Annotated in this window: 18 protein-coding genes and 9 pseudogenes; 18 read left to right on the top strand and 9 right to left on the bottom strand. The window is 58.6% G+C overall.

The window, feature by feature from the left end; all coding sequences use genetic code 11:
* Positions 1–361 precede the first annotated feature (361 nt).
* The 4 genes and pseudogenes from IVB19_RS37905 to IVB19_RS40910 form a co-directional block, all read right to left on the bottom strand.
* A complete protein-coding gene (locus tag IVB19_RS37905; protein ID WP_247822325.1) occupies positions 362–1,123 on the bottom strand; it encodes an aminotransferase class I/II-fold pyridoxal phosphate-dependent enzyme in 762 nt (253 codons plus the stop codon).
* On the bottom strand, positions 1,027–1,455 hold the full coding sequence (locus IVB19_RS37900) for a hypothetical protein (protein WP_247822213.1): 429 nt from the start codon (positions 1,453–1,455) through the stop codon (positions 1,027–1,029). Before IVB19_RS37900 ends, IVB19_RS37905 begins: the two co-directional genes overlap by 97 nt.
* A 282-nt stretch (positions 1,456–1,737) precedes the next feature.
* Entirely contained in the window at positions 1,738–2,286 is a 549-nt protein-coding gene (locus IVB19_RS37895) for a VOC family protein (RefSeq protein WP_247354685.1), read from the bottom strand.
* Positions 2,287–3,252: 966 nt separating this feature from the next.
* Positions 3,253–3,848: pseudogene (locus IVB19_RS40910) on the bottom strand (IS3 family transposase); the annotation flags it as partial.
* Between IVB19_RS40910 and IVB19_RS37885 the strand changes: the two are divergent.
* Together IVB19_RS37885 and IVB19_RS37880 are read left to right on the top strand one after the other, a co-directional pair.
* Positions 3,844–3,978: pseudogene (locus tag IVB19_RS37885) on the top strand (IS3 family transposase); the annotation flags it as partial. The pseudogenes IVB19_RS40910 and IVB19_RS37885 overlap by 5 nt on opposite strands.
* Before the next feature lie 627 nt (positions 3,979–4,605).
* Positions 4,606–4,845: an SOS response-associated peptidase family protein gene (locus IVB19_RS37880; protein WP_524536791.1), complete on the top strand. Its 240-nt coding sequence runs from the start codon at positions 4,606–4,608 to the stop codon at positions 4,843–4,845.
* A gap of 67 nt (positions 4,846–4,912) precedes the next feature.
* Here the strand turns inward: IVB19_RS37880 and IVB19_RS37875 are convergent, their stop codons facing one another.
* The 3 genes from IVB19_RS37875 to IVB19_RS37865 are packed head-to-tail and all read right to left on the bottom strand — an operon-like array spanning position 4,913 to position 5,961.
* Positions 4,913–5,323 carry a hypothetical protein gene (locus tag IVB19_RS37875; protein ID WP_247822212.1) on the bottom strand — a complete coding sequence of 137 codons (411 nt, stop codon included), beginning with the start codon at positions 5,321–5,323 and terminating at the stop codon, positions 4,913–4,915.
* Entirely contained in the window at positions 5,296–5,601 is a 306-nt protein-coding gene (locus IVB19_RS37870; protein WP_247822211.1) for a hypothetical protein, read from the bottom strand. Before IVB19_RS37870 ends, IVB19_RS37875 begins: the two co-directional genes overlap by 28 nt.
* Positions 5,602–5,619: 18 nt before the next feature.
* Positions 5,620–5,961 carry a hypothetical protein gene (locus IVB19_RS37865; RefSeq protein WP_247822210.1) on the bottom strand — a complete coding sequence of 114 codons (342 nt, stop codon included), beginning with the start codon at positions 5,959–5,961 and terminating at the stop codon, positions 5,620–5,622.
* A 71-nt stretch (positions 5,962–6,032) separates the two neighbouring features.
* Between IVB19_RS37865 and IVB19_RS37860 the strand changes: the two genes are divergently transcribed.
* From IVB19_RS37860 to IVB19_RS37775, 16 genes and pseudogenes are all read left to right on the top strand, one after another.
* Positions 6,033–6,428, top strand: coding sequence for a hypothetical protein (locus IVB19_RS37860; RefSeq protein ID WP_247822209.1), 396 nt, complete (start codon positions 6,033–6,035; stop codon positions 6,426–6,428).
* 648 nt (positions 6,429–7,076) lie between these two features.
* Positions 7,077–7,685, top strand: a complete 609-nt coding sequence (locus IVB19_RS37855; protein WP_247822208.1) for an anthranilate synthase component II — start codon at positions 7,077–7,079, stop codon at positions 7,683–7,685.
* Positions 7,686–7,687: 2 nt separating this feature from the next.
* The gene (gene pabB, locus IVB19_RS37850) at positions 7,688–9,712 is read left to right on the top strand and encodes an aminodeoxychorismate synthase component I (RefSeq protein ID WP_247822207.1); all 2,025 of its coding nucleotides are present in this window, start codon (positions 7,688–7,690) and stop codon (positions 9,710–9,712) included.
* Positions 9,709–10,710 carry an arginase family protein gene (locus tag IVB19_RS37845; protein WP_346283676.1) on the top strand — a complete coding sequence of 334 codons (1,002 nt, stop codon included), beginning with the start codon at positions 9,709–9,711 and terminating at the stop codon, positions 10,708–10,710. The genes pabB and IVB19_RS37845 overlap by 4 nt, the downstream gene beginning before the upstream one ends.
* Positions 10,707–11,018 carry a chorismate mutase gene (locus IVB19_RS37840; RefSeq protein ID WP_247294229.1) on the top strand — a complete coding sequence of 104 codons (312 nt, stop codon included), beginning with the start codon at positions 10,707–10,709 and terminating at the stop codon, positions 11,016–11,018. The genes IVB19_RS37845 and IVB19_RS37840 overlap by 4 nt, the downstream gene beginning before the upstream one ends.
* On the top strand, positions 11,018–11,596 hold the full coding sequence (locus IVB19_RS37835; RefSeq protein ID WP_247822206.1) for a hypothetical protein: 579 nt from the start codon (positions 11,018–11,020) through the stop codon (positions 11,594–11,596). The genes IVB19_RS37840 and IVB19_RS37835 overlap by 1 nt, the downstream gene beginning before the upstream one ends.
* A gap of 26 nt (positions 11,597–11,622) precedes the next feature.
* Positions 11,623–12,813, top strand: coding sequence for an MFS transporter (locus IVB19_RS37830; protein ID WP_247822205.1), 1,191 nt, complete (start codon positions 11,623–11,625; stop codon positions 12,811–12,813).
* A gap of 296 nt (positions 12,814–13,109) precedes the next feature.
* Positions 13,110–13,579 (top strand): annotated as a pseudogene (locus tag IVB19_RS37825) (hypothetical protein); the annotation flags it as partial.
* A 465-nt stretch (positions 13,580–14,044) separates the two neighbouring features.
* A pseudogene (locus IVB19_RS37820) lies at positions 14,045–14,320 on the top strand (transposase); the annotation flags it as partial.
* 216 nt (positions 14,321–14,536) lie between these two features.
* Positions 14,537–15,904: an IS110 family RNA-guided transposase gene (locus IVB19_RS37815; RefSeq protein WP_247822204.1), complete on the top strand. Its 1,368-nt coding sequence runs from the start codon at positions 14,537–14,539 to the stop codon at positions 15,902–15,904.
* Positions 15,905–16,804: pseudogene (locus IVB19_RS37810) on the top strand (IS3 family transposase); the annotation flags it as partial. It abuts the gene before it with no gap.
* A gap of 418 nt (positions 16,805–17,222) precedes the next feature.
* The gene (locus IVB19_RS37805) at positions 17,223–17,696 is read left to right on the top strand and encodes a Dabb family protein (RefSeq protein WP_346283675.1); all 474 of its coding nucleotides are present in this window, start codon (positions 17,223–17,225) and stop codon (positions 17,694–17,696) included.
* 57 nt (positions 17,697–17,753) lie between these two features.
* A pseudogene (locus IVB19_RS40555) lies at positions 17,754–18,771 on the top strand (anthranilate synthase component I family protein); the annotation flags it as partial.
* Positions 18,772–18,837: 66 nt separating this feature from the next.
* A pseudogene (locus tag IVB19_RS37785) lies at positions 18,838–19,598 on the top strand (IS5 family transposase).
* Positions 19,599–19,614: 16 nt separating this feature from the next.
* Positions 19,615–19,929 (top strand): annotated as a pseudogene (locus tag IVB19_RS37780) (chorismate-binding protein); the annotation flags it as partial.
* A gap of 21 nt (positions 19,930–19,950) precedes the next feature.
* A pseudogene (locus tag IVB19_RS37775) lies at positions 19,951–20,525 on the top strand (anthranilate synthase component II).
* Positions 20,526–21,204: 679 nt separating this feature from the next.
* On the opposite strand, the gene IVB19_RS37770 reads toward IVB19_RS37775, so the two are convergent.
* Together IVB19_RS37770 and IVB19_RS37765 are read right to left on the bottom strand one after the other, a co-directional pair.
* Complete coding sequence (locus tag IVB19_RS37770) at positions 21,205–21,411, bottom strand: ubiquitination-like system serine protease family protein (protein ID WP_247822203.1); 207 nt, start codon at positions 21,409–21,411, stop codon at positions 21,205–21,207.
* A 172-nt stretch (positions 21,412–21,583) separates the two neighbouring features.
* Positions 21,584–22,078 carry a phosphotransferase gene (locus tag IVB19_RS37765; protein ID WP_247822321.1) on the bottom strand — a complete coding sequence of 165 codons (495 nt, stop codon included), beginning with the start codon at positions 22,076–22,078 and terminating at the stop codon, positions 21,584–21,586.
* Positions 22,079–22,315: the final 237 nt, after the last annotated feature.

The raw sequence follows: 22,315 nt of genomic DNA, 5'->3' as shown, positions 1-22,315 counted from the left end.
TAGCTGAGCGCACCTGATAGCTAGCGTCCCACTGCCAACAAAGACGCTAGACGAGGTTGATGGGGCTGCAGATTGCTGTCTATCACAATCGCCTATTTCGCAACTCGATGAGACTGGCACAAATCCCTCCTAACGTGCGCCGTGCCCATAACAAGCAATCCGCGAGCCGCGAACGAGGCAAACTTGTCTTCAACGGTCACGCGGTCGATCACTTCAGAACAATCCCCCCGGGACTCAGGATCTCGCGCCAATTGACTATTTACGTACTGTGGCGCGTAACCCGATCGAGCGTCTGGTGCTGCGTCTGAATACCGCCATAGGTGCGCGGCGGCGTCCACCAAAGGAAAGCGATCGACTATCTTCACCCCCGGGCCCCTCCGTCGCGCAGCCTCAGCAATTTCTGCTCCAGGCGCCGCGCTACATAGTGACCCAAACCTGTCACACTGGTTCGGATTTGCTCGGGAGTAACCGCGCTAAAAGCTAATCGTATCCTGCAGTCTTGAGAGTTATCCAACGCGAAGAAGCTCAACGGCGTAACGATGACATGGTCACGCCTTGCACACTCGTCTGCGCAGTCCGCGCCAAATCTGAAAGGAAGATCAAGAGTTAGAAAGAAGCCACCGGAGGGACGGCTCCATCGAATTTGATCAGAGAAAGGCGAAAATACACTGTCCAGCTCACACAACATAATGTCGCGATTTTCACGGTACCAATCCAGAGCCGGTCGTATCCAATCGCCTAAACGTCCTCCGTTTTGAATCAAGAGCCCCGCGACGATCGCTTGGGCAATTTGGCTCGTATTGACGGTAACGAAGCTCTTGCGCTGGACCAGATCTTCCCAAAGCGACCGACGAGCAGCAGCGTCTCCAAACATCGTGTCGGGCAGGCTTGCAGCTCCGACGCGAAGAGCTGGGCTTATTGTCTTCGAGAATGTGGAAAGGTAAATAACACTTCCGACCTCATCCAAAGCGGCCATCGGGGGTACCGGATCGCCGTCATACCGAAACAGCCCATATGCGTTGTCCTCTAAAACGACGAGCCGGTGTCTGGCGCACACTTGGAGGATGTTGCGTCGCTCGTCTGCATCGAGAACACGTCCGGTCGGATTGTCAAAATCGGGGATAAGATATATTGCCCGGCCTGTTGACTTTTCTGGCGCAATTGCAGCACGGCGAGCTCGATCGCGTCAGCAAGGCAGGGTTCTGAATTGGACAACGCCGCGGCAGCGACTCCTGTAGCCTTGGCTGCACCGATCGCACCGATATAGGTGGGATTGCAGACCAGCAGCACATCCGACGGCTCCGGACAGAGCGCCGGCAGGCAGAGGGCGACTGCTTCCTGGCATCCTGAGGTGATCAGTACGCGGTCCGCGCTCGCCGGAACCCCCTCATCGCATTGCACCTGTTGCGCAACGAGCTCGTTGATGATGCCGGCCGTTCGTCCATACTGCAGCAAGTGAGCCCATCCGTGGGCGCCCCCGTGACCACCAACTGAATCGTTTTGATACACGTTCACCGCGTTCAACAAAACCTGGGGATTGAGCCTATCGAAGAACCGGTCACTCGGTCTGCCTGACGCTAGCGAGACAGCTGACGGAAACAGACTGGAGACTTCGTTCAGGAAGTTCATTACTGATTTTTGCGACCTGACATTCATCCTGGAGCCTTGGAAAAGCGTGGAAGGATAAAATCACACCGGTGTCCGACATGACTCATCGAGGTGTACACGTCCTATTGCTCAATATTTTCCAGACTGCTCAAGTTGGTCGAAAAGCTGCTGGACATTCGATTCGAGAAAGCCAGTCTCTCCGCCTCGATGAATGATTTCGAAGCTAAGCCCCGTTTCAATGGACCGACTTGAGAAGGCCTGCGTCAATCCAGGACCTCGAATCACACTCGTATCGAATCCCAAGCCACGAGATTTTAGAGCCTCTACAGCAGCATCGACGTCATCGACCTCAAGAGCGATATGAGCAACTCCAACGCCGTGATGGCGCACGAGCTCTGAGACCTGAGACGTCGGTTCAGTGCCCTGGCACAGAACAAACCTGATTCCTCGGGTCTCAAGCTCGGCAGATAGCATGCCGGTCGCTCGACCCTTGATGTGAAACCGGCATTTCAATTCAAAGCCCAGCACGTCCCGAAAGAACTCAATAGAGGCTTCAAGGTCGAGCACAGCAATCGCAATATGATCGATCCCGCGAAATTGTGACAGCGAACTCGCGCTTGTTCGGTTGCCATCTATAACGGCACCCTGTTTGGCCTTACCATCGGTGGTCTTGGGCATAACATCCTCGCTCTCACTCGCAGAATTTGAACAGCGAAGCGACCCATCGCGAACGACGCTGCTACCAACAGATCAGTTCCGTTCTAAGATCAAGATCCCTCACCATCCTTTGGTCGAGTTCCGACAACTCAGCCTTATACCTGGCCACATCCAATTGAGCGCGAAGGAGCTTCGCTTTGAGCTCTTCTCGTAGCCTTAGGGCTTCTCGGAATTCCGGCGACTCCAGCATAAGTAAAGAGCACATGTACTAACCAGTGAAATGAAGGCAGCCGACCAGCGCGGTCTTTCGAGACCGCGCGGGGCAGAAGGTCGACTGTCGGACCGCCTCATCCGGCTCATCGCAAAACCTACATTACATCCGGACTTGGCGTCGCTGCCGCCCTCCAAAATCCGCAGCAACCAACGGCTCTGCCCCGCGTCCCTAGCAATCAGTGTGCCGCAAAACGGGTGGTGCGAGTGTTGCTTAAAGAATGGCAAAAACCTCGTGCTTCGCACTGAGGCGGCGGGCTACGCGCCAGCCTTACTGTCGGACGTCCTACATGCACGTCTTCAACCGGACACGGCTCATCACAACGACACGGACCGTCAGTGAAGAGATCACCTCTGGTGCCGTTGGAACGTGTTCCCGCAACCATGATTGAAATGGACCCCGATTTTAGGACCAGAGGCTTAGTTGGAAAAGGGCCGCTCCGTTTGATAGACGGAGGGCATGATGACGAAAAGACACGACGGAAGATCGACGCGGCGTTGAAGGCAAAGATCGCGCTGCAAGCCGTGCGGGAGCAGGCGACGGTGGCCGATCTGGCCAGCGCCATGAGGTTCACGCGAACCAGATCTATGCCTGGAAGAAGCAACTGCTGGACCAGGCGGCCCGAGCTTTTGACGCGGGTGTCCGGCGGGAGAGCGAGGACGTGCGCGAACGCGAGGCCACAAGATCTATCCCTATCTGCTGCGCAACATGACGATCGTGTTGAAAATCTCCGGCGTGCCGTACGTCGCCAGCGCCTCTTCCAGAGCCGCCACGCAGAACGAGACGTCCATCGTGTTCGACAACCGCCACGCCAGAACCGCACGGCTCGCCCAGTCGATGACGGCGACGAGATAGAGAAAGCCACGGCCGATGGGCAAATACGTGATGTCGGCCGCCCACACCTGGTTTGGCCGGTCCCGGCGCCGGCTTCGTCGTGTTCGGCTTCGGTCCCAGCGCCGCGATGCCCATCTTGGCGCATCAGGCGCTGCACGCGTTTGCGATTGACCTGAAGCCCCTCAGCCTTCAGCATAGTGGTCATTCGCCGCGAGCCCAGGAACGGCCAGGCGGTGAACAGCTCGTCGATCCGCTGCATCAGGGCAAGGCCGTTGTCGTTGGCCGGCCGTGGCGGCCGGTAGACCCCAGAGCGCGCGATGCCAAGCAACATGCATTGCCGGCGGATCGACAGCGCCTGGGTCGGCGCGATCGAGCATTCCTCGACGGTCCGGCGTGCTCATCTTCCGGACCTCCGTGCTAAAAAATCGCGCTCGACTGTCAGTTGTCCGATCTTGGCGTGCAGCTTCTCGATCTCCGACCAGGGCAGTCAGTTCACCAGTGCGCCTTCACCCGGCGCGTTGGCGGGCGCAGGGATCAAGATCTCCATGGATGGCCGCGGTCGTTGGATGGACAACGTCTTCATCGAGCGGCTGTGGCGGTCGCTCAAGCAATGAGGACATCGTGTGCTGTGGAAGTCAGGCTTCGGCATGAAGCCTGACGAAGCTTTGTCAGAGATGGAGGAGGGCCCTCCGAGGTCGGCCTGCAGGGGAAGACTTCAAACCAGTCCGAGCTGCGAGGGTAAAGAGCCCTGGTGGTGAGCGTTGGAAGAAAAGGCGGAGGAAACTCCGTCAGGTGAGGTCCGAGGAGACGAACGTAAGTAAACCGCTGATGACGTGTCGTAACATGTTCTATCGACGTCGAAACCGGGATCAGGATGTCTATCCCGCGAGCAAGGGTTGGGGGGGAGCCTGCTGACTGCCCAACCGTCGTCCGGCATGAAGGCGGCGTGACCTCGGATCAGGCTTTGACAAGGAACACAGGAACCTGTCGCTCCGATGTGAAGGGAGGACTCCAAGCGGCTCGTCGCCGCAAGGAGCAGAGTACCGATGCGGAGCACAGGGGCGGCATCGAACCCTCGCCTATCCAGCTGAAACTACATCAATTTTTGATCGAAGGCGTTCCAGTGTACCTGCCAGTGGACCCAGCGCTCTTGGCGTCGCTGCCGCGGTGCGACACTGTGCCGCCGTACCCAAGTCGCGTGCGTATCACGCTCTGCGAAAGAGATCATCAGCACCGTGCTGTGCGCTATCCCACGCGAAGAGGGTCGCCCGCTTCTGGCCTTCGCCGGCCTCTGGACAAATTGGACGGGCGTCCGAAAGGCAAGGGAAGGCAAAGTTACCATCGATGTGTTCGGCTTCTTGACGTGCGATCCGAACGCCGAGGTCAAGCGCGTTCATCCCGAGGCAATGCCCGTCATTCTGATGACGGAAGAGGAACGCGACATTTGGATGCGGGAACCATGGCACGAGGCGTAGCGTCCCATAAGATCGTCGCGACCAGCGAGAAGGAAGATCCCGGTCCGGAGACTTGAAGCGGAATGATCTACGACGTCGCTTCCTGGATCTGGACCGACGGCTGGCGAGAAGCGGAGTTTCCAAAGATTAGCCGCAAATAGGACACGGCATAGATGAAAGCTCCAATGCCGAAAAGCAACCACAATATGGGCTGCCAAACCGGCACGTAGGTGAGATTTCCGTCGTAACGATAGGCCGTCTTGGAAACGTCGGGGAGGCCATTCGCCGGCCAGAAATGTGCCAATACACCGACCTCCTCCTTGCAGTTTTGAGGACAGCTAAAGTTGCCGTCGATCGCAAAGTACAAACTTCTGCGCAAAAATGTTCCCTCGAGGATAGCCAAACCGAGAAGGGGCAGCGCGACGAACAGGATCAACGACCAGATCGCGACAGTGCGGGCCTTATCCGATATCAGTCGAAGATCGGATTTGGTGGCCACCTATCGAACCAGGCCCCGTCCGTATGTCGCCTCGCAAAAGCCTTCGCCCACCACAGCGACCAGACACAAAGCGTGGCGACAACGGGAACACCGAGAAGGGCAACAGCATGAGCGTTGAGCGAAGACCAGTCTAGTCCGAGGATTTCGAGAATCTTGCCCGCTCCGGACTTCGTGCCGCGCGTCAGAAGAAATAGCGCAACGGTGCCTGAAAGCGTAAGCCGCGACGCCTTGCCCCACTGTTCGCGGAGCATGTCGTCTGGGCTTTTTTTATCGGCCATGTATTCGCGCCCTTCTTGCTACAAACCCAGACGTCTGCCGAGCTTCCTTATTTCATTGTTCGGGCCTGGCCCGTGCTCGAGATCGTGTTTTGCGTTATCAAGGTTTCTTACAATGTCATTGTTCGGCCCGAGCCCATGCTCGAGATCGTGGAGCGCATTCGTAAAGGCCTTCACGATCTCGTTGTTCTTCCCGAACTCCGCGCCTCCGAACAGAACTTTCATATCCGAGTCGACCGATGGGCACGCCGCAGCGGCGCGTGATGCCGCCTTGACGCTGTCGGTCAGCGCGTGACGCTGAGCGATGATTTCTGGCGGCAGCTCTGCGGCGTCGACTGAATTCATCTCGAGCTTGGCACTCACGATGTAACCGTTTTGCGTCGCCTTTAGGAGCGCGCCTTCGACAATCGTTGTCGTCTGACGGTGAAAACAACGTGTTCGCGACCTATTTCAAGAAGTACAGGCCCAGCCTCGGAGATCATCTGTCGGCGTTGCTGCTGCAGGTCTATCTCCACTACGACCCCGCCATCGTCAAATTGCTACGCCACCGCCTACCTCTACCACGACAACGCATGGACTTTCTGTTGCTGCTCCCGGACCGCCAGCGGATCGTCATCGAGGTCGACAGCAAGCATCGTTTCTCAGAGGACGGCAAACCCTCGCTGAAGGTCTACGCCGACATGGTGTCGGCCGACCGGGAATTGCGGCTTGCCGGATATGAGGTATACCGCCTCGGTGCGAACGAAGTTGTCGGCGACGGCTCCGAGGCGAGAATTGCGGATTTCTTCGACAAGCTCTTCCGACTCCATCGAGTCGGCAGTGAGAACTGATAGTGCGAGGTTGAATTGAAGCGCCACACGCTCGCACGGGCGCTTCGTTCGTAATTCTGCGGGATCTGCGATCATGAGCGAAGGGCGGGAATTTCAGGAGATCGCTCATTGCGGTGGGCAGGTGATCTTCACCGTCGACAGAGGCGACGAGGCGGCGCGTCAGTGACGAGAAACCCCTCCCTTAGATGCACCAGAAACGCATCCTGGCAGGTCTCGTCATCCGGGCCCGCTGCGTTGCAGTTAATGATGCTCAGCGAGCTCGCCTACCTGGCCCAGCAATCAAACCGCACAATGCATGCGACAGCCACGCAGCCAACCCGATCAGCGTCCAAGAGCCCCAACCCTGCACTCGTTCTATAGCGACATGCCAAGCTTTGCGCGCCGGTCAACTACCAACGCTGGTGATTGATCGAGATGAACGATACATGGCAATTCTTGGTTAATGAACGTTAGGCTGGTTAATGAACGTTAGGCTGAGCGTCGCGTGCCAAAAGTTGGCGCTAGCGGACCTGATCGATTCCACTCGCTCATCGCCGGTAGGAATTCTGCGCACTAAGACCGCTCCAGCCATGATGACTGTGCAAGGGATTAGGCCACTCGCGGCGGGAAAGAAATATGGCAGCAAACGGGGCAGGCTCCGAGAGATCGGTGATCCTAATCGACAACTTCGACTCATTTACATTCAACATTGCCCAGATGATCGGTGAGGTGAATGGTAGAGACCCCATCGTCCTCGATAACACCGTGCCATGGAGAGAAATCCGCAAGATCCCCCATGATCGCATTATCCTCTCGCCGGGGCCGGGAAATCCTCATACTCCAAAAGATGTCGGCGCTACGATGGATGTTTTGGCCGGCAGCGCCGTTCCGGTCTTGGGAGTATGCTTGGGGCATCAATCCATCGCCCATTTTCATGGCGCATCCGTCTCCCGCGCGCCGGAGCCCCTCCACGGCCGGATCCGCACCATCACAACCTCCGGGACGGACCTGTTCCTGGGGCTGCCCCGCTCCTTCGATGTGACAAGATACCATTCGCTGGCAGTGACCGGTGAGCTTCCGGAATGTCTTAAATGCACTGCCATGAGCGAGGATGGCGTCATTATGGGACTCCGGCATCGGCACCTGCCGCACTACGGCATACAGTTTCACCCGGAATCCATCTGCTCACAATACGGACGAGAGATGTTTGCTAACTTCCTCTCCGATGTATGCGCCCCATCGGTAGGGTCCCCACTTGTGCGCCTGGAGGTGGCCTGATCATGCTGGGCATGCCCCGCCTTAGCGACTTTCCCTTCGAAACGACCAAGTATGACGCGAGAAGTTCGACGATCTCATGCAGAGCCAGCGCTGAGGATGTATTCGTGCACCTCTTCCGGGGTACACAGCCTGCTTTCTGGCTGGACAGCAGTATGCTGGTGCCCGGGCTGTCGCGTTGGTCGTTCATAGGAGGGCTTGGCGGACCGGGCAGCTATCTTGCATCCTACGATGCGTCTCGACAGGAAATCGAGATTACTCGCGACGGCGAGGCGCCCCAGCTGACCATCTCCGGATCGATTTTCAAGTTCCTCGCCGATAACCATGCCACCTGCAAGCTGCAGGATGAGGGCGACGTGCCAGATATTCCCTTTAAAGGGGGCCACGTGGGCTATTTCGGTTACGAACTGAAATCTCTCACCTGCGGCGTCAGCTCCCCACCCTCTAAATGTCCAGATGCAACCTTCATCTTCTGCACAAGATTCCTCGCCTTCGATCATGAGAATGGCAGCATCCATATCGTCGCACTCTACCCCAAAGCCGAGGCCGCATTGGCTGACGAGGTCGCCCTTTGGATCAGCAAGAACGAACGTGACATTCGGCGCATCGAAGCAGCCCCCAGCACTACCCCATCGTCACCAAACGCAAAAAGCGCTCCGCTCCAGTTCAAGCTTCGTCAGGGGCGAGCCCGGTACCTAGAACAAATCGAAAGATGCCTTTCCGAGATCCGCGCCGGCGAGACTTACGAGGTCTGCCTGACAAACGAGATTACTGTTGCGGCAGAGATCGACCCGCTTGATCTGTATCGGGTCCTAAGGCGGAGAAACCCGGCCCCTTACTCGGCTTTCCTCAGACTTGGAGATCTCTGTGTTGCCTGCTCGTCCCCGGAGCGATTCCTCAAGATCGATCGCAACCTCATTGTCGAGACCAAGCCCATTAAGGGCACTGCGGCTCGACATGAGGTCCCAGCCGAAGATGAGCGGATCGCAGAAGAATTGCGTCTGGACGAAAAGAGCCGGGCCGAAAATCTCATGATCGTGGACCTGATGCGGAATGATCTCGGCCGCATCTGCCGCACCGGAAGCGTTCATGTGCCAAGCCTCATGCACATCGAAAGCTACAAGACCGTACACCAGCTGGTCAGCACCATTCGTGGTGAACTGGTGTCGCCTGACGATATCATCCCCTGCATTTCTGCGTGTTTTCCAGGCGGGTCGATGACGGGCGCACCTAAGATTCGAACCCTAAAACTCCTCGATGAACTGGAACAAGCGCCGAGAGGTATCTATTCGGGGGCGATCGGTTATCTGTCTCTGTGCGGCCAGCTTGATCTGAATATCGTCATCCGAACGATCGTCTGCCGGGGACGCCAACTGAGTATCGGTTGCGGCGGGGCCATCGTCGCGTTGTCTGACCCCAAGGCGGAGTTCGAAGAGATTCTCCTCAAGGCGCGCCAGCCGATCCGTGCGATTGCCGAGGCCATGACAGGCAACCCAGATCATGACGTGGCGATCGATGGCGCAGACGATGATGCAGGCGCGGAAACAGTACCCGATTCTGCACATCGTGTCCGTCTGGCGACATTCCAGGACAGGGACACGATTGCACAATGCGTGGGAAGGCTTCTCACGGAGCTCGGAGGACCGGGGCCGCAATTCGACCGGCAGACGGCGGTCAGCGCTGCTGGGCAAATCGCGATGGATTCGCGGCTCGGCTTCGCCCTGATAATGGAGGATGTGCCGGCAGCCGAAGTGATCGGCATTGCTGTCGTCTCCCAGGTCACCGCAGTAAGGGCTTCAGGCCACTATGGCATCCTGCAGGAGCTCTGGGTCGATCCCCGCTATCGCTCGGCTCAAAATGGGAGACGGCTTCTGGCCGCCCTGGATGGCGAGGCGCGGGTGCGGGGCTGGCCCATGGTCGAAGTGTCTCTTCCCTCGACCGACCGTTCCGGCGCCGAGAGGCTCGTCGCATTCTATGAAAGCATGGGCTTCGTATCGGCGGGAGAACGGCGACGAAGGAGGCTTCTGTGAACTGGCTAACCGTACACACGACGCCGGTCTCACCTAGCCCTGGGGGCCTTATCGCCGATGCGACGGGGACGAGTAAGCCTTCAAGGGAAGTGGGGGATCGAATCAACGAGATCCGAAGCGGATTGGAAAGCTCGCCTGGTGTCCAATTTATCTCGACCCCTGAGACCGTCACGGACGAGGTCGTATCGATCCTGGGCAGCCTTCATGATCCGGGCTACCTTGAGGCACTCCGCTTCGGGCCACATCCACAAGAGCCAGAGATCACCGAGCTTGCTAGAAGATATACCGCGCCCGGTGTGCCGCAAAACACATCCGTCGACGCGGGGATATATCAGCGCGCCCTTTTGTCCGCCGCTACCGGCTTCGCAGCCGCGACCACAATCGCCTCGAAGCGAAGTCTAGTAAGTTACGCACTATGTCGGCCGCCAGGGCACCATGCTGGGCGCAGCTTCATGGGTGGGTATTGTTTGCTGAACAACGTCGGAGTCGCGGCGCTGAGCCTGCGCGCATCGGGCTTCCGCAAGCTGGCGATCCTCGACCACGATTTCCACCCTGGCAATGGAACAAGCGATGTGCTGAGCACACACCCCGATATCGGTTTCGCCAGCCTGCACGCCCGGACTGACGTCAATTTCCCCTGGATCCCGCAACTTCAACCAGCACTCGGCAGCCACAGGTATCTTGAATTTCCGACCGATCCGAGCCCGGCAGCATACACATCGGTGCTTCGCGGGCTCTTGGAATCCGACTGGGCCGCCACGCTGGACGTTCTGGTTGTCAGCTTGGGGTTCGATATCGTCGTCGGAGATCCGCATGGTGGTTGGACACTTCCGCCAGAAATCTACCGAGAGATCGGCCTGGCATTGGCCTCGATCGGCAAGCCGATCTGCTTCGTACAGGAGGGCGGCTACCGGCTGGACACGTTGTCGGCCTGCGCCAAGCATCTAGCCGCCGGCCTGCGACTTGGAATGCAGGAAATGGGCAGGAGCCATGCATGACTGATACCTTCACCCCGGACGCGGGCCTTCTTCCATTTCGGGAGATCATCAACAAGCTGGACAAACAACTGGTGGACATCCTCAGCCGGAGGCTTTCCGTCTGCGCTGAGGTTGCACGCTACAAGAAGGAACGCGGGATCGCGATGATGCAACCCGATCGCGTTACAGAGGTAAAGGCGCGTTGCGCCGAGATTGGGGCGGAACGCGGCCTGCGCAGGGAATTCACTGAAGATCTTTATTCGCTGATCATAGGAGAAGCCTGCGAGCTCGAAGCCATGATCATAGACGAGCAGATGGACGTCTCCTGATGGCACGCATCTACACGCTCGGCCCAGCGAGAAGCTGTCACCATCATGCGACCTTGAAATATCTCGAGTTCCAAGGGATCGAGCCGCAAGACATCATACTCGTCGACGATCTCGTGGCTGCCGCGGCCGAGGCCGCAGATCGCGGCGACAGCTATGTCCTCCAATGCAGCGCGCACCTGAATGTCCATCTCGTGACCGAGAAATTCCGCGACCGTCTGCAGGTCGTCGACACGTTCATATTGCCCACCCAGAGCATCGCGGTCGTCAAACGCAAGGACGTAAAGGAGCCTCGGTCGCTGGGTCTCCCCGAGCCAACGATGGGGTATATCGACAAGAATGCTTGGAATGAGCTGATTTTCGAAACGACAAAGCCGGTTGTAGAGAAAAAACTCCTCGAAGGCGTGTATGATGCGGGCGTTGCTTACAGCAGATCGGCGCTCGAACATCCCGAAAAGCTCGAGATCATGCAGGAGATTGGCGAGGTGGTGACGACCTGGCTATTGTACGGTCCCCGCCCTCGCTACTCCGACACGATCATCGCCAGCCCCTATCCTGAGTTGCATGACGTGCTGCCTTGAACACACGAACCTGAACGAGCACCGTCATGACCTCCTCCCCTCCTGACGCGCGAACGAAACTCGTCATTGCCGCTCTGACCATCGCCGCCTTCGCTATCGGCCTGGACACATTTGTCATCATTGGGGCGCTCGATGTGATCTCTCGTGACCTCGGGATTTCAACCGGCGCGGCGGGCTGGATCATTTCGATCTACGCACTCTGCTACGCTGTCTTCGCGCCGCTGAATGCCTGGATGTTCAACGCCATGAGCCGTCGCAATGTCCAAATCCTGTCCGTTTCGATCTTCATCATCGGTAACCTGATCTGCGCGGTCGCGCCGAACTTCCTAATTCTTGCTGCTGGTCGCGTCATTTCGGCCTACGGCGCGGCGATGTTCACCCCGGCGGCTACCGCACTAACCGCCGAGCTCCTGCCGCCTACCCGCAAAGGTTTCGCGTTGTCCCTCATCTTCGGCGGCATGACCGTTTCACAGGTTGCTGGCGTCCCGGCCACCAGCTGGATCGCAGGTGCTATCGGCTGGCGCTTCGCATTCGGTTTCGTCGTCATTGCCGGGCTTCTCGCATTGATGATCTTCGCCCCGATGATGTCTGGAATCCCTGCCAAGATGCCGGAGCGCGGAAACGGACCGACCTCCAAAGAATTCTCCAAAATCATCTACGGTATCCTTTCCGTGACACTATTCGTCGTTGTTTCCGAGTTCATCGTTTATTCCTATGTGAGCGTCTTCATCACCGGTTTTCTGCTTGCCGGGGTTCCGCTGCTCTCGGCCGCGCTCTTTGCCTACGGTTTCGGAGCCGTGACGGGAAACGCAGCGTGTGGCGTTCTGACTGACCGTTTCGGCCCCTATAAAGTCCTCATCGCAGCCATAGGCGCACAGCTAATCCTGCTCGTAGGTTTGGTTGCATTTGGACACCATGGTGCCCTCACCGTGCTCATCGCCTTCCTTTGGGGCAACGTCAGCTACATGTATCTGGTGCCGATCCAGCACCGGCTCCTCGGCCTAGCCGGGGATAGGTCGAAGCTGGTCCTGGCAATGAACAGCTCGACTACCTTCGCAGGGATCGCCATCGGCGCTTTTCTCGGCGGCATCCTCGTCGAGATCAGCGGAGTCACATCGCTGGCCGTGGCGTCCATCCTGATTGGTCTCATCGGCGTCGGGCTGGCTGTTGCCTTCATGCGTGATGCAGCGCCTGCGGAAGCTGCGAATGCGGCATGAACGGGATGAAATCGAGCACGATCGACCACCAGGATGCTTGTCGGGTCTGCTTGGTCAAGCGCGGAGCAAGCCGCATACGCCCTTCGTCAGTCTAGACTATGGACATCACCATGCAGCACGTGGTCGATAGCGCTTGTCAGCCATCCATCTGGCTTGTGCCAGATGACTCTCGTGCTCGCCCTGATTCGCTCTTGCTCACGCGGCATTGCGCTCAGCTTTACCTCACCTGCTAAGTGCAGTTGACCTGCTCCCGCCAAATGAGGCCAGTCTGAACTGGAATTTCCAATTATGATCCCGTGTCGGGACGAGGAGAGCTCCATGAAGCATCGAAGTTCAGCGAGGCCCAAATCGCATTTGTTTTGAAGCAGGCGGAAGACGGTGCGCCGGTGGCCGAAGTCTGCCGCAAGGCCGGGATCAGCGACGCCACCTTCTATGATTGGCGCAAGAAATATGCGGGACTCATGCCGTCCGAGATGAGGCGGCTGCGTCAGCTCGAGGAAGAGAACGCCAAGCTGAAGCGGATCGTCGCCGACCTGTCTTTGGACAAGGCCATGCTGCAGGACGTGCTCTCAAAAAAGCTCTGAGGCCTGGCCGCAAGCGCGAACTTGTCGACAAGTTGCGCAGCGACTGGAAGGTACCGATCGTGCACTGTACGTCTACAAGTCGAAACGCGGCGACCAGGCCGACCTCAAGCATAGGATCAAAAAGCATCTGCGAGATCCGCGTGCGCTACGGATATCGTCGCATCCATATCCTGTTGCGCCGGCGGCGGGGCGAGATCACGGTCGCGATGATAAGCGGCCTCGCCTCGAATCTCGTTCCCAGCAACGTGAAGGAGTTTGGCGCCGCCAATCCTAGGGTCAAGCTCAACCTGACGCTGTTCAATACCGGAGCGGAGATCTAGCTCGCCGTTGCCAGTGGCGAAGCCGATCTGGGTATCGGCTTCGATTTCGAAGGACAGCAACCTCAAAGTTCTGGCGCGCGGCGTCGGCCGGCTCGGCGCGGTTATGGTGCACAACCATCCCACTCTGATGTCCCCAGTCAAGCACACAACGCACGGTTTCCCATCTCCAGAGGCTTATCGTGAAGTTCTTGCACCGATAGATCGTGCAGAGGAGAAGGCGGAACCCAAAGACGTCGGTGAACAGGCTCTGATGCGCGGGTTGGATATGAGCTGCTGCCGGTTTGATGGACACCAAGATTGGGTGTTTTATCGAGCCAGAGGTGGATCATGCAGAGACGGAAGTTCAGTCGAGAGTTCAAGATCGAGGCGGTCAAGCTCGTCAGGGAGCGCGGGGTATCTGTGGCGCAAGCTGGCCGAGACCTGGGCGTTCATGAGAACGTGCTGCGCAAATGGGTGAAGGAGTTCGGCTTCGACGCTGCGCAGTCGTTCCCCGGCCACGGGCAACTGAAGCCTGAGCAATTGGAGATCGAGCGGCTGCGGCGCGAGGTCAACAAGCTGAAGGCGGAGCGGGATATCCTAAAAAACTGTCCAGGGCCGTTGCGCGCCTGTGCGGGGTAGAAACAGCACTGTGTTATCCTCTGCGGCTGGGAGGGTAGCGGCCGTCAGCTTATTGGAGGCACTGTCCCCGTTAAAAAACGTGGTCCATGGGTGCATGCGGACTTGAGAGTGGTGACGCCGCTTCGGCTGCGATCCCGAATAGGAAGATGACGATTGGCATAACCCAGACCCTTCCGCTCATGAGTGAATGGAGGATTTGCGATGCCCCAGAGGACGACCGGTGACCGGCCGGAATTGAAGCCAGTCAACGTCAGCGCGGCCGCCATCGACATCGGATCAAAGATGCACATGTCTGCGGTGAACCCGGACTGCACTGACATTCCCGTGCGCGCGTTCGGCACATTTACACAAGATCTCCATGATCTGGCGGATTGGTTTAGCGCATGCGGCGTGACCAGTGTCGCGATGGAATCCACCGGGGTCTATTGGATCCCAGCCTATGAAATCCTGGAGCAGCGTGGATTTGAGGTTATTCTGGTCAACGCCCGGTACGCTAAGAACGTGCCCGGACGCAAGACCGACGTCAGCGATGCCGCGTGGTTACGCCAGCTTCATTCCTATGGACTGCTACGAGGCAGCTTCCGACCCGATGCCGAGATCGCAACACTGCGGGCCTATTTGCGGCAGCGCGAGCGGCTTGTGGAATATGCCGCCGCCCATATCCAGCATATGCAAAAGGCCTTGATGGAGATGAACCTGCAGCTCCATCATGTCGTCTCGGACATCACGGGCGCCACTGGCATGCGGATTATCCGGGCCATTGTTGCAGGCGAGCGCAATCCTGATGTTTTGGCAACCTATCGGGACGTGCGATGCCATTCATCCACCGAGACCATTCGCGCGGCACTGGTAGGCAACGACCGGCACGAACATGTCTTCGCCCTGAGTCAATCGCTGGAACTCTACGACGTCTACCAGGCGAAGATGCTGGACTGTGACCGCAAGCTCGAAGTCCTGATCGCCGCGCTAGGAAATAAAGGGGCAAAGCCGGTCGGGAAGCTATCCAAGCCGCGCATCAAGACCAAACAGATCAACACGCCCACCTTTGACGTCAGGACCGCGCTGTACGGCGTGCTCGGCGTCGATCTGACTGAGATCCATGGACTGGGTCCGTCGCTCGCATTGAAGCTTATCGGCGAGTGCGGCACGGATTTGAGGGCATGGCCGAGCGCCAAGCACTTCACGTCCTGGCTCTGCCTTGCACCGGGCAACAAAATCTCCGGCGGCAAAGTGCTTTCTTCGCGCACCCGGAGATCTTCCAGCCGGGCTGCCGCACTGTTGCGGCTGGCGGCCACCACGGTGGGGCGAAGCGATACGGCGCTCGGAGCATTCTATCGCCGCCTGTCCTTACGTGCGGGTAAGTCAAAGGCGGTGACAGCGACCGCCCGCAAGATTGCGGTTCTATTTTACAACACCCTCCGGCACGGCATGAGCTACAGGGATCCAGGTGCCGACCAATATGAGCAACAATATCGCAGCCGCGTTCTCGCCAACCTTCAGCGCCGGGCCAAATCTCTGGGCTTCGTGTTGCAGGCCATTCCGACGGACGCCAATCCGGCTGTTTCTTAGGAAGGCCGCTGCCTACTTCGCGAAGGAAGCGACATGAAGTTCGGCTTCATCGCGAAGCACCGGGGCATCTGGCCGGTGGCATGGCTATGCGAAGCGATGGGCGTGTCGCGGTCGGGCTTTCATGCCTGGCTGAACCGATCGCCCAGCGCCAGATCCCGAAGCGACGAGACCGTAGGCCAGCAGGTCAAGGTCAGCTTCCTTGCCAGTGACCGGACTTACGGCGCGCGGCGCGTCTGGCGAGACCTTCTGGCGGACGGCGTCGAATGCGGCCTGCACCGGGTCGAACGGCTGATGCGCCTGCAGGCCCTGCGGGCGCGGCCACGACACCGGCGTCTGCCGAAGGACGCAGGCCATCGCCAGATTGCGAACGTGGCGTCGAACCTTCTGGATCGGCAGTTCGAGGCCGAGCGCCCGAACCAGAAGTGGGTCGCCGACTTCACCTACATCTGGACGGCTGAGGGCTGGCTCTATGTGTCGGCGGTGATCGACCTGTTCTCGCGCCGGGTGGTCGGCTGGTCGATGAGCGCCAGCATGACCGCCCAGTTGGTTGCGGACGCCCTGTTGATGGCGGTCTGGCGGCGCGGCAAGCCGGATGCCCTGATGCATCATTCCGATCGCGGCAGCCAGTACGTCAGCGAGCAGTTCCAGCGCTTGATGGCTGATAGCGGCATCGTCTGCAGCATGAGTCGGTCCGGCAACGTCTGGGACAACGCGGCGATGGAGAGCTTCTTCTCGTCGCTGAAAACCGAACGCACCGAGCGCAAAACCTATCGCACCAGGAACGAGGCCAGAGCAGATGTGTTCGATTACATCGAGCGGTTCTACAACACGACCCGACGTCACTCGACGATCGGTTACCTCAGCCCTGTTGAGTTCGAGCGCAAGGTGGGATTAGCTTAACCCGGTGTCCATCAAACCGGCAGCAGCTCATTCCGCGATGAAAGAGTTTCACGATCGATCTCTCTGCGGTGATCAGCCGAAGAGCGGATTCAACCTTGAAGTCACGTGTCGATGTCAACGGTTCAGGGGCTGGCGGCGGCCTTCCCCCTTCTGTTTTATGACCCAGCCTGTATTCAACGAAAGAGCGCATTTTGCTGCAGTTCTTATGCGCCGATCCAGCAAGTGAGACCGTTTCGTGCACGAGATCCGCGCGAAGCTAATGACCGTCGACGGAAGCATCTAAGTTGTCCTAGCGAACGATGATCAGGCGGTTCCTTCCTTCGATGCAGAAATTCGTCTCAGACATGTCTACCTTGCGTAATAGCGGAGGAAGAATCGAGCTAAACACCCGCCAGCGCGATCGTGCAGGGAGCCCGCCGTGCAGTGGCATCTGAGCGGCTACCCGAGCCTTGCAGACTTTGCGATGAGGCTTCTGTCGCTTTGGGCGAAGTCAAACCGCAATGCTAGCGATTACCGACGGTCATCTATGATTCGACACATCGTATTCTTCACCGCAAAGGATAAGGCGCATGTCGACAAAATAGTCGACGGCCTTTCCGTTCTCGCCAAAATCCCGCACGCACGCCGGCTTGAGGTCGCTCGCAACCGCAACAGTGACCGGCTTGGCAACGAAATTGACGTGATCGTCTACGGTGAATTCGACGACGAAGTCGAACTCGAAGCCTATAAAGCGCACGAGCTTTACCAGGAGTCGATCCGGCAGGTAAGACCGCTCCGAGAGCTACGTCTCGCGGCCGAATTACAGCATGTCAACAGATGCGGAGCCATTTGGCAGGCCCTACCCGCGGGCGTAATTAACCTGGTAGGCACAAGGGGTTTTTGGTGCCCATGAGGCACGCCTTCGCCGGACGGGATTACAATCGGCCATATATCGCTGAGCGACAGACTAATGCATGTACTGGAACTGCAGTGGATTGAGCTCGTCATAGCCATGCGACGCCTCGCGCATCGGAGGCACCTCACGTTCCTGGATAGCGCATCGAGACACGCGGTGCTCGGGCAGTACTCGTATGTGACGTGCGATCCCTTCAGCACTTACATAATCGCGGACGGGAGAGGTATTTGCAACGGAGAGTCCATTGTGGGCGATCCGTGGGCGGCACTTCGCGCTGTGCTAGCCAACTATCCGCAAATACATCGCGCCGATCTCCCAGCATTCCAGGGCGGCGCCGCCGGCTTTCTTGGATACGAGCTGAACAGGACGCTGGAGCGATTGCCGGTGCCGACCGTCGGGGGGCATCGCTTGCCTCAGGCACTCCTACATCTTTACGACGTCGTGATAAGCTTCGATCACCGCCATGATAGATGCTGGATCCTTTCCACCGGGTGGCCGGAGCAGGATCCAGTTCGCCGGCGTGAGAGAGCTCGCCAAAGAGCCGAAGAATTTGTTGGCTGCTTACAGTCTCAGCCCCTCCTCCTGATTTTACACTAGGCGAGGCCGGCTCATGGCATTCAAACTTCAGTCGCCAGGGATACATCGCGGCGGTACAGCGCGTGATTGATCTCATTCTGTCGGTGACGCCTTCCAGGTCAACATTGCGCAGCGCTTCAGCGCACGCCTGGCGAACTCGTTCGACCCGATAGCCTTCTATTGTCAGCTGCGGAAAATGAATCCGGCTCCCTTTGCCGCCCTTCTTCGGTATGGCAAGCTCACCATTGCATCGAGCTCGCCCGAGCGTTTCCTAAAGCTTGACGGGCGACAGGTCGAAACGCGACCTATCAAGGGGACGGTGGCGCGTTCTGCTGATTGCGAGAAAGACCGCGCCGAGAACACCATGAGCGTCGACCTCCTGCGCAATGATCTCTCGCGCGTTTGCACGCCTGAATCAGTCCACGTCCCGTCCTTATGCAATCTCGAGTCCTATGCCTCGGTGCACCATCTCGTGTCCGTCGTTACGGGTGAGCTAGGGTCTGTACCTAATTAGCGAGTTCTGATTCCCTGGTGCCAAGTTGATTCGGCACGGGGGACTTCGATGCGCAAAGGACTGTTCTGGCTCAACGACAAGCAGTGGGCTCAGATAGAGCCGCATCTGCCAACAAACCAGACCGGCCCGGCGCGCGAAGACGATCGACGCATTATCAGCGGTATCATTCACATGCTCCAGTGCGGCGCACGCTGGCGCGATTGCCCGTCCGACTATGGCCCTTACACGACGATCTACAATCGGTTCAATCGCTGGGCTAAGCGCGGACATTGGCAGGCGATCTTTGAAGCGCTCGCCCGCTGCGGCAAGGACCGAGTGGCTTTGTCGATCGGCTCCACCTCGATCAAAGCGCATCGCTCGGCGAGCGGCGGAAAAGGGGGGAGTGTGAACAGGCGATCGGCCGCTCGCGCGGTGGGCGGACCACGAAAATCCACGCGCTGAGCGACCCTGATTGCAAACCTTGCGCATTTCATCTCACTCCGGGACAAGCCGCAGACATTGCCGCAGGGCCGGCCCTTTTGAAGCTCGCGCCGCCCATGTCTTCCCTCATTGGGGACAAAGGCTACGATGGCGACGGCTTTCGCGCCGAAATCGTCAATCGCGGCGCGAAACCCGTCATTCCAAACAAATCCAACCGGGTAACCCTCCACAGCTTCAGCAAGCGCCTCTATAAAGGGCGCAATGTTATCGAGCGCTGTTTCTGCCGGCTCAAGGATTTCAGGCGTGTTGCTACTCGCTACGACAAACTTGCCAGAAACTTCTTGGCCGCCGTCCACCTCGCCGCTCTCGTCGCTTATTGGATCAATTGAGTCTGAACCCTAGCCTAGGCTAGTACACGGAGAGGATGCCGTGGGCCTACTTAGGGCCTGCTTTCCCGGCGGCTCAGTTACCGGAGCTCCCAAGGTACGCTCGATGGAAATTATCTTGGATATCGAGCGTGTGGCGCGAGAGGGTTATTGCGGGGCCATAGGCTACATAGGATTCAATGGACATATGGATGTAAATATTGCCATTCGTACCGTAACGATCGACGACGGCCAGGCCGTCTTCCATGCAGGTGCCGGGATAACGGCAATGTCCGATCCGGCCGCCGAATATGAGGAGAGCCTTGCAAAAGCAGAGCGCATTTTTCGCGCATTTATTGCTAGACTCCGGTGCATCTTGATTGTCATTGTCGACGACTACGACTCTTTCGTCTTCAACATTGCGCGATATTTCCGCAAGCTTTGTGCGGCAACACGTGTTGTCCGGAACGACGCAATGGATGTGAGCGAACTTGCTGACCTCAGGCCCCGCGCGGTTGTCATCTCCCTCGGTCCGTGCACTCCAATTGAGGCTGGAATGTCGACAGCCGTCGTTCGTGAACTTTCGGGTCAGGTGCCAACTCTCGGCATTTGTCTCGGACACCAGTGCATTGGGAGACCGTGTTCGGCGCACCCGTAACGCGCGCACGTCATCCTATGCACGGTCGGCCCTCGTATGTCACACATGAAGGCGGCGGGCTGTTCAAAGAACTACCGCCTCCACTTTGTGTGGGGCGCTACCATTCGCTTATCGTCGAATTGGATCCGTCATCTGCCCGTCCGGTGACAGCGCTCTCAGATGATGGGGAGCTCATGGCCCTCGCCCATCGCGATCAACTAACATATGGCGTGCAGTTCCATCCGGAGTCGATACTCACCCCGCAAGGGGACGTACTGTTCGCAAACTTCCTACGGCTTGCAGAGCTTTCTTAAGGCGGCCGTAGAGGCCTGGTTCAGCTATAGCGTGGCGCTTCCGGTCGATCGCTGGCCCGACGACATGCGGCTGTCGGACATCGAACCGCGGTTCGTTTGCGGCGTCTGTGGCCCGGCTCGGCGCCGAGGTTCGGCCGAACTGTACCAGGGGACAGTTCGATCTTCAAAGAGAGCCGGTCCCGGAAATCTGCACAGGACGATAAGTGGGATTCTGCCTGACAGGAGCGAGTCGTACAGATCATCGAAGAGTTTTCCGACGAGCGCCTGAAGAATTGGTGCATCCATTGCGGCGGCTGGCTGGCTTGTCAACCTCCATCTTTTCGCGCGACGCCGCCGCAACAATAGTCTCCCTATCCGTCGAGGGAGAAGATGTCTGGTGATTTTGCTATCCCGGTTGATGGATACCGCATCTGGTCGGGCGGCCCGGTATTAGGACAAGGCGAACCAATCGCGCTGCCTGCCCGAGCCGCAGACCGCCAGCCTGCGGCTCGCAAGCGCATGTCCCGCTCTTGCCACTTCCCAAGGAATTTCTTCGAGCTCGACAGCTACCTCCTCCGCGCTACGCAATTATCCTTTCGGAGCGCTCCGAGAACCCGCCGTTCGAGCGCCGCGGCGTCATAGCTCGGCTCGACATTGCCTTCTACGAAGCGATCGCACCAGAGAACGTGCCCGCGCCCGACTATGAATGACTTCGGCAGCCTCCGTCGTGCCAACCCGAGGGATATAAGATCGCCTTTCCCGCGCGCATGTCGAGCTTGCACGCCTTTCCTGCCCGCGCATCCAGATTGACGACAAGCGTTTCGCCGCAGCCGTCGGGACAGCGCATCAGCACCGAGCGAAGCGTGCCTCGATGGACGACGACGGCGTCACCGGCAGCCTTCAGCATCTTCCTCGCCTTCGTCCCGATATTCCGCCGCTCCGAGCAAGTTCACTTTCCTCGCTATCATGGTGATAAGCCTTCGCGCCTGCCAGCGCGTGCGCCAAACGGGCCGCGACGGCGTAGCCTTTGGTGCGCCTGAAGCGGTCGGCTGCAGGGCCATCATCCCACTGACACCGCCTCAAGAGTTGTGCGGCCACGGCGGCTTGGTACTCCGTGGAGCAGGACTGTATCGCGATTCCCATGCGTCTGAGCTGCGGAACCACGGTGGACATCCAGCAGAACCTGCTCGTGGAATCGCACGGTCCTGGCGGATGAAGGAGCGCCACGGGAGCGTACAGACGGTCGATCTCGGCAGCCCACACGGCATCTCGTATTTCGATGGGTCGCACTCCGGCGGGAGCTGGAATGCGAGCCACGTCTCGAGAGCGGCGAGGTCTACCAGCGGCGACGACGTGACGACGGACGCGAAATCGATGACGATTGCATGGTCGTTGCGCACGCGCACGTTTTCGCCGTGAAGATCGCCATGCGCCGGTGCGGTGCGATAGCGCTGGTTCGAGCCGCGCAATTGGCCGAGGATGGCTGCCGGCCCGGCCGTGATACCGAGACGGCAGGCATCCTCCGCGTAGCGCGACTTGAGCTTGTTCGGTCGGAGAATCTCGGCCTTGATCATTGCCTCCGCCACGGAGCCATCCACCGGGTCCTGTACGTACGCCTGATCGCGCCAACCACCGAGCGTCTCTTCGATCAGGGAGGTCACCGCGCGGCCAGCCAAATTCCGACGCGCCAGACTCCACAAGGATTCCGACCGGTCGACGAAGTTGCCGACGAGCAGGCTGCGCTCGCCGCCGAGTATCCGCTCGTGGAAATTGGGCCGCAGTCCGAACGGAATGTATCTCTCCGCGTACTC

It is taken from the genome of Bradyrhizobium sp. 187 (assembly GCF_023101005.1).
Lineage (GTDB): Bacteria > Pseudomonadota > Alphaproteobacteria > Rhizobiales > Xanthobacteraceae > Bradyrhizobium > Bradyrhizobium canariense_D.
Note: the sequence above shows the minus strand (reverse complement) of the source record. Positions and strands in the feature narration are given on the sequence as shown.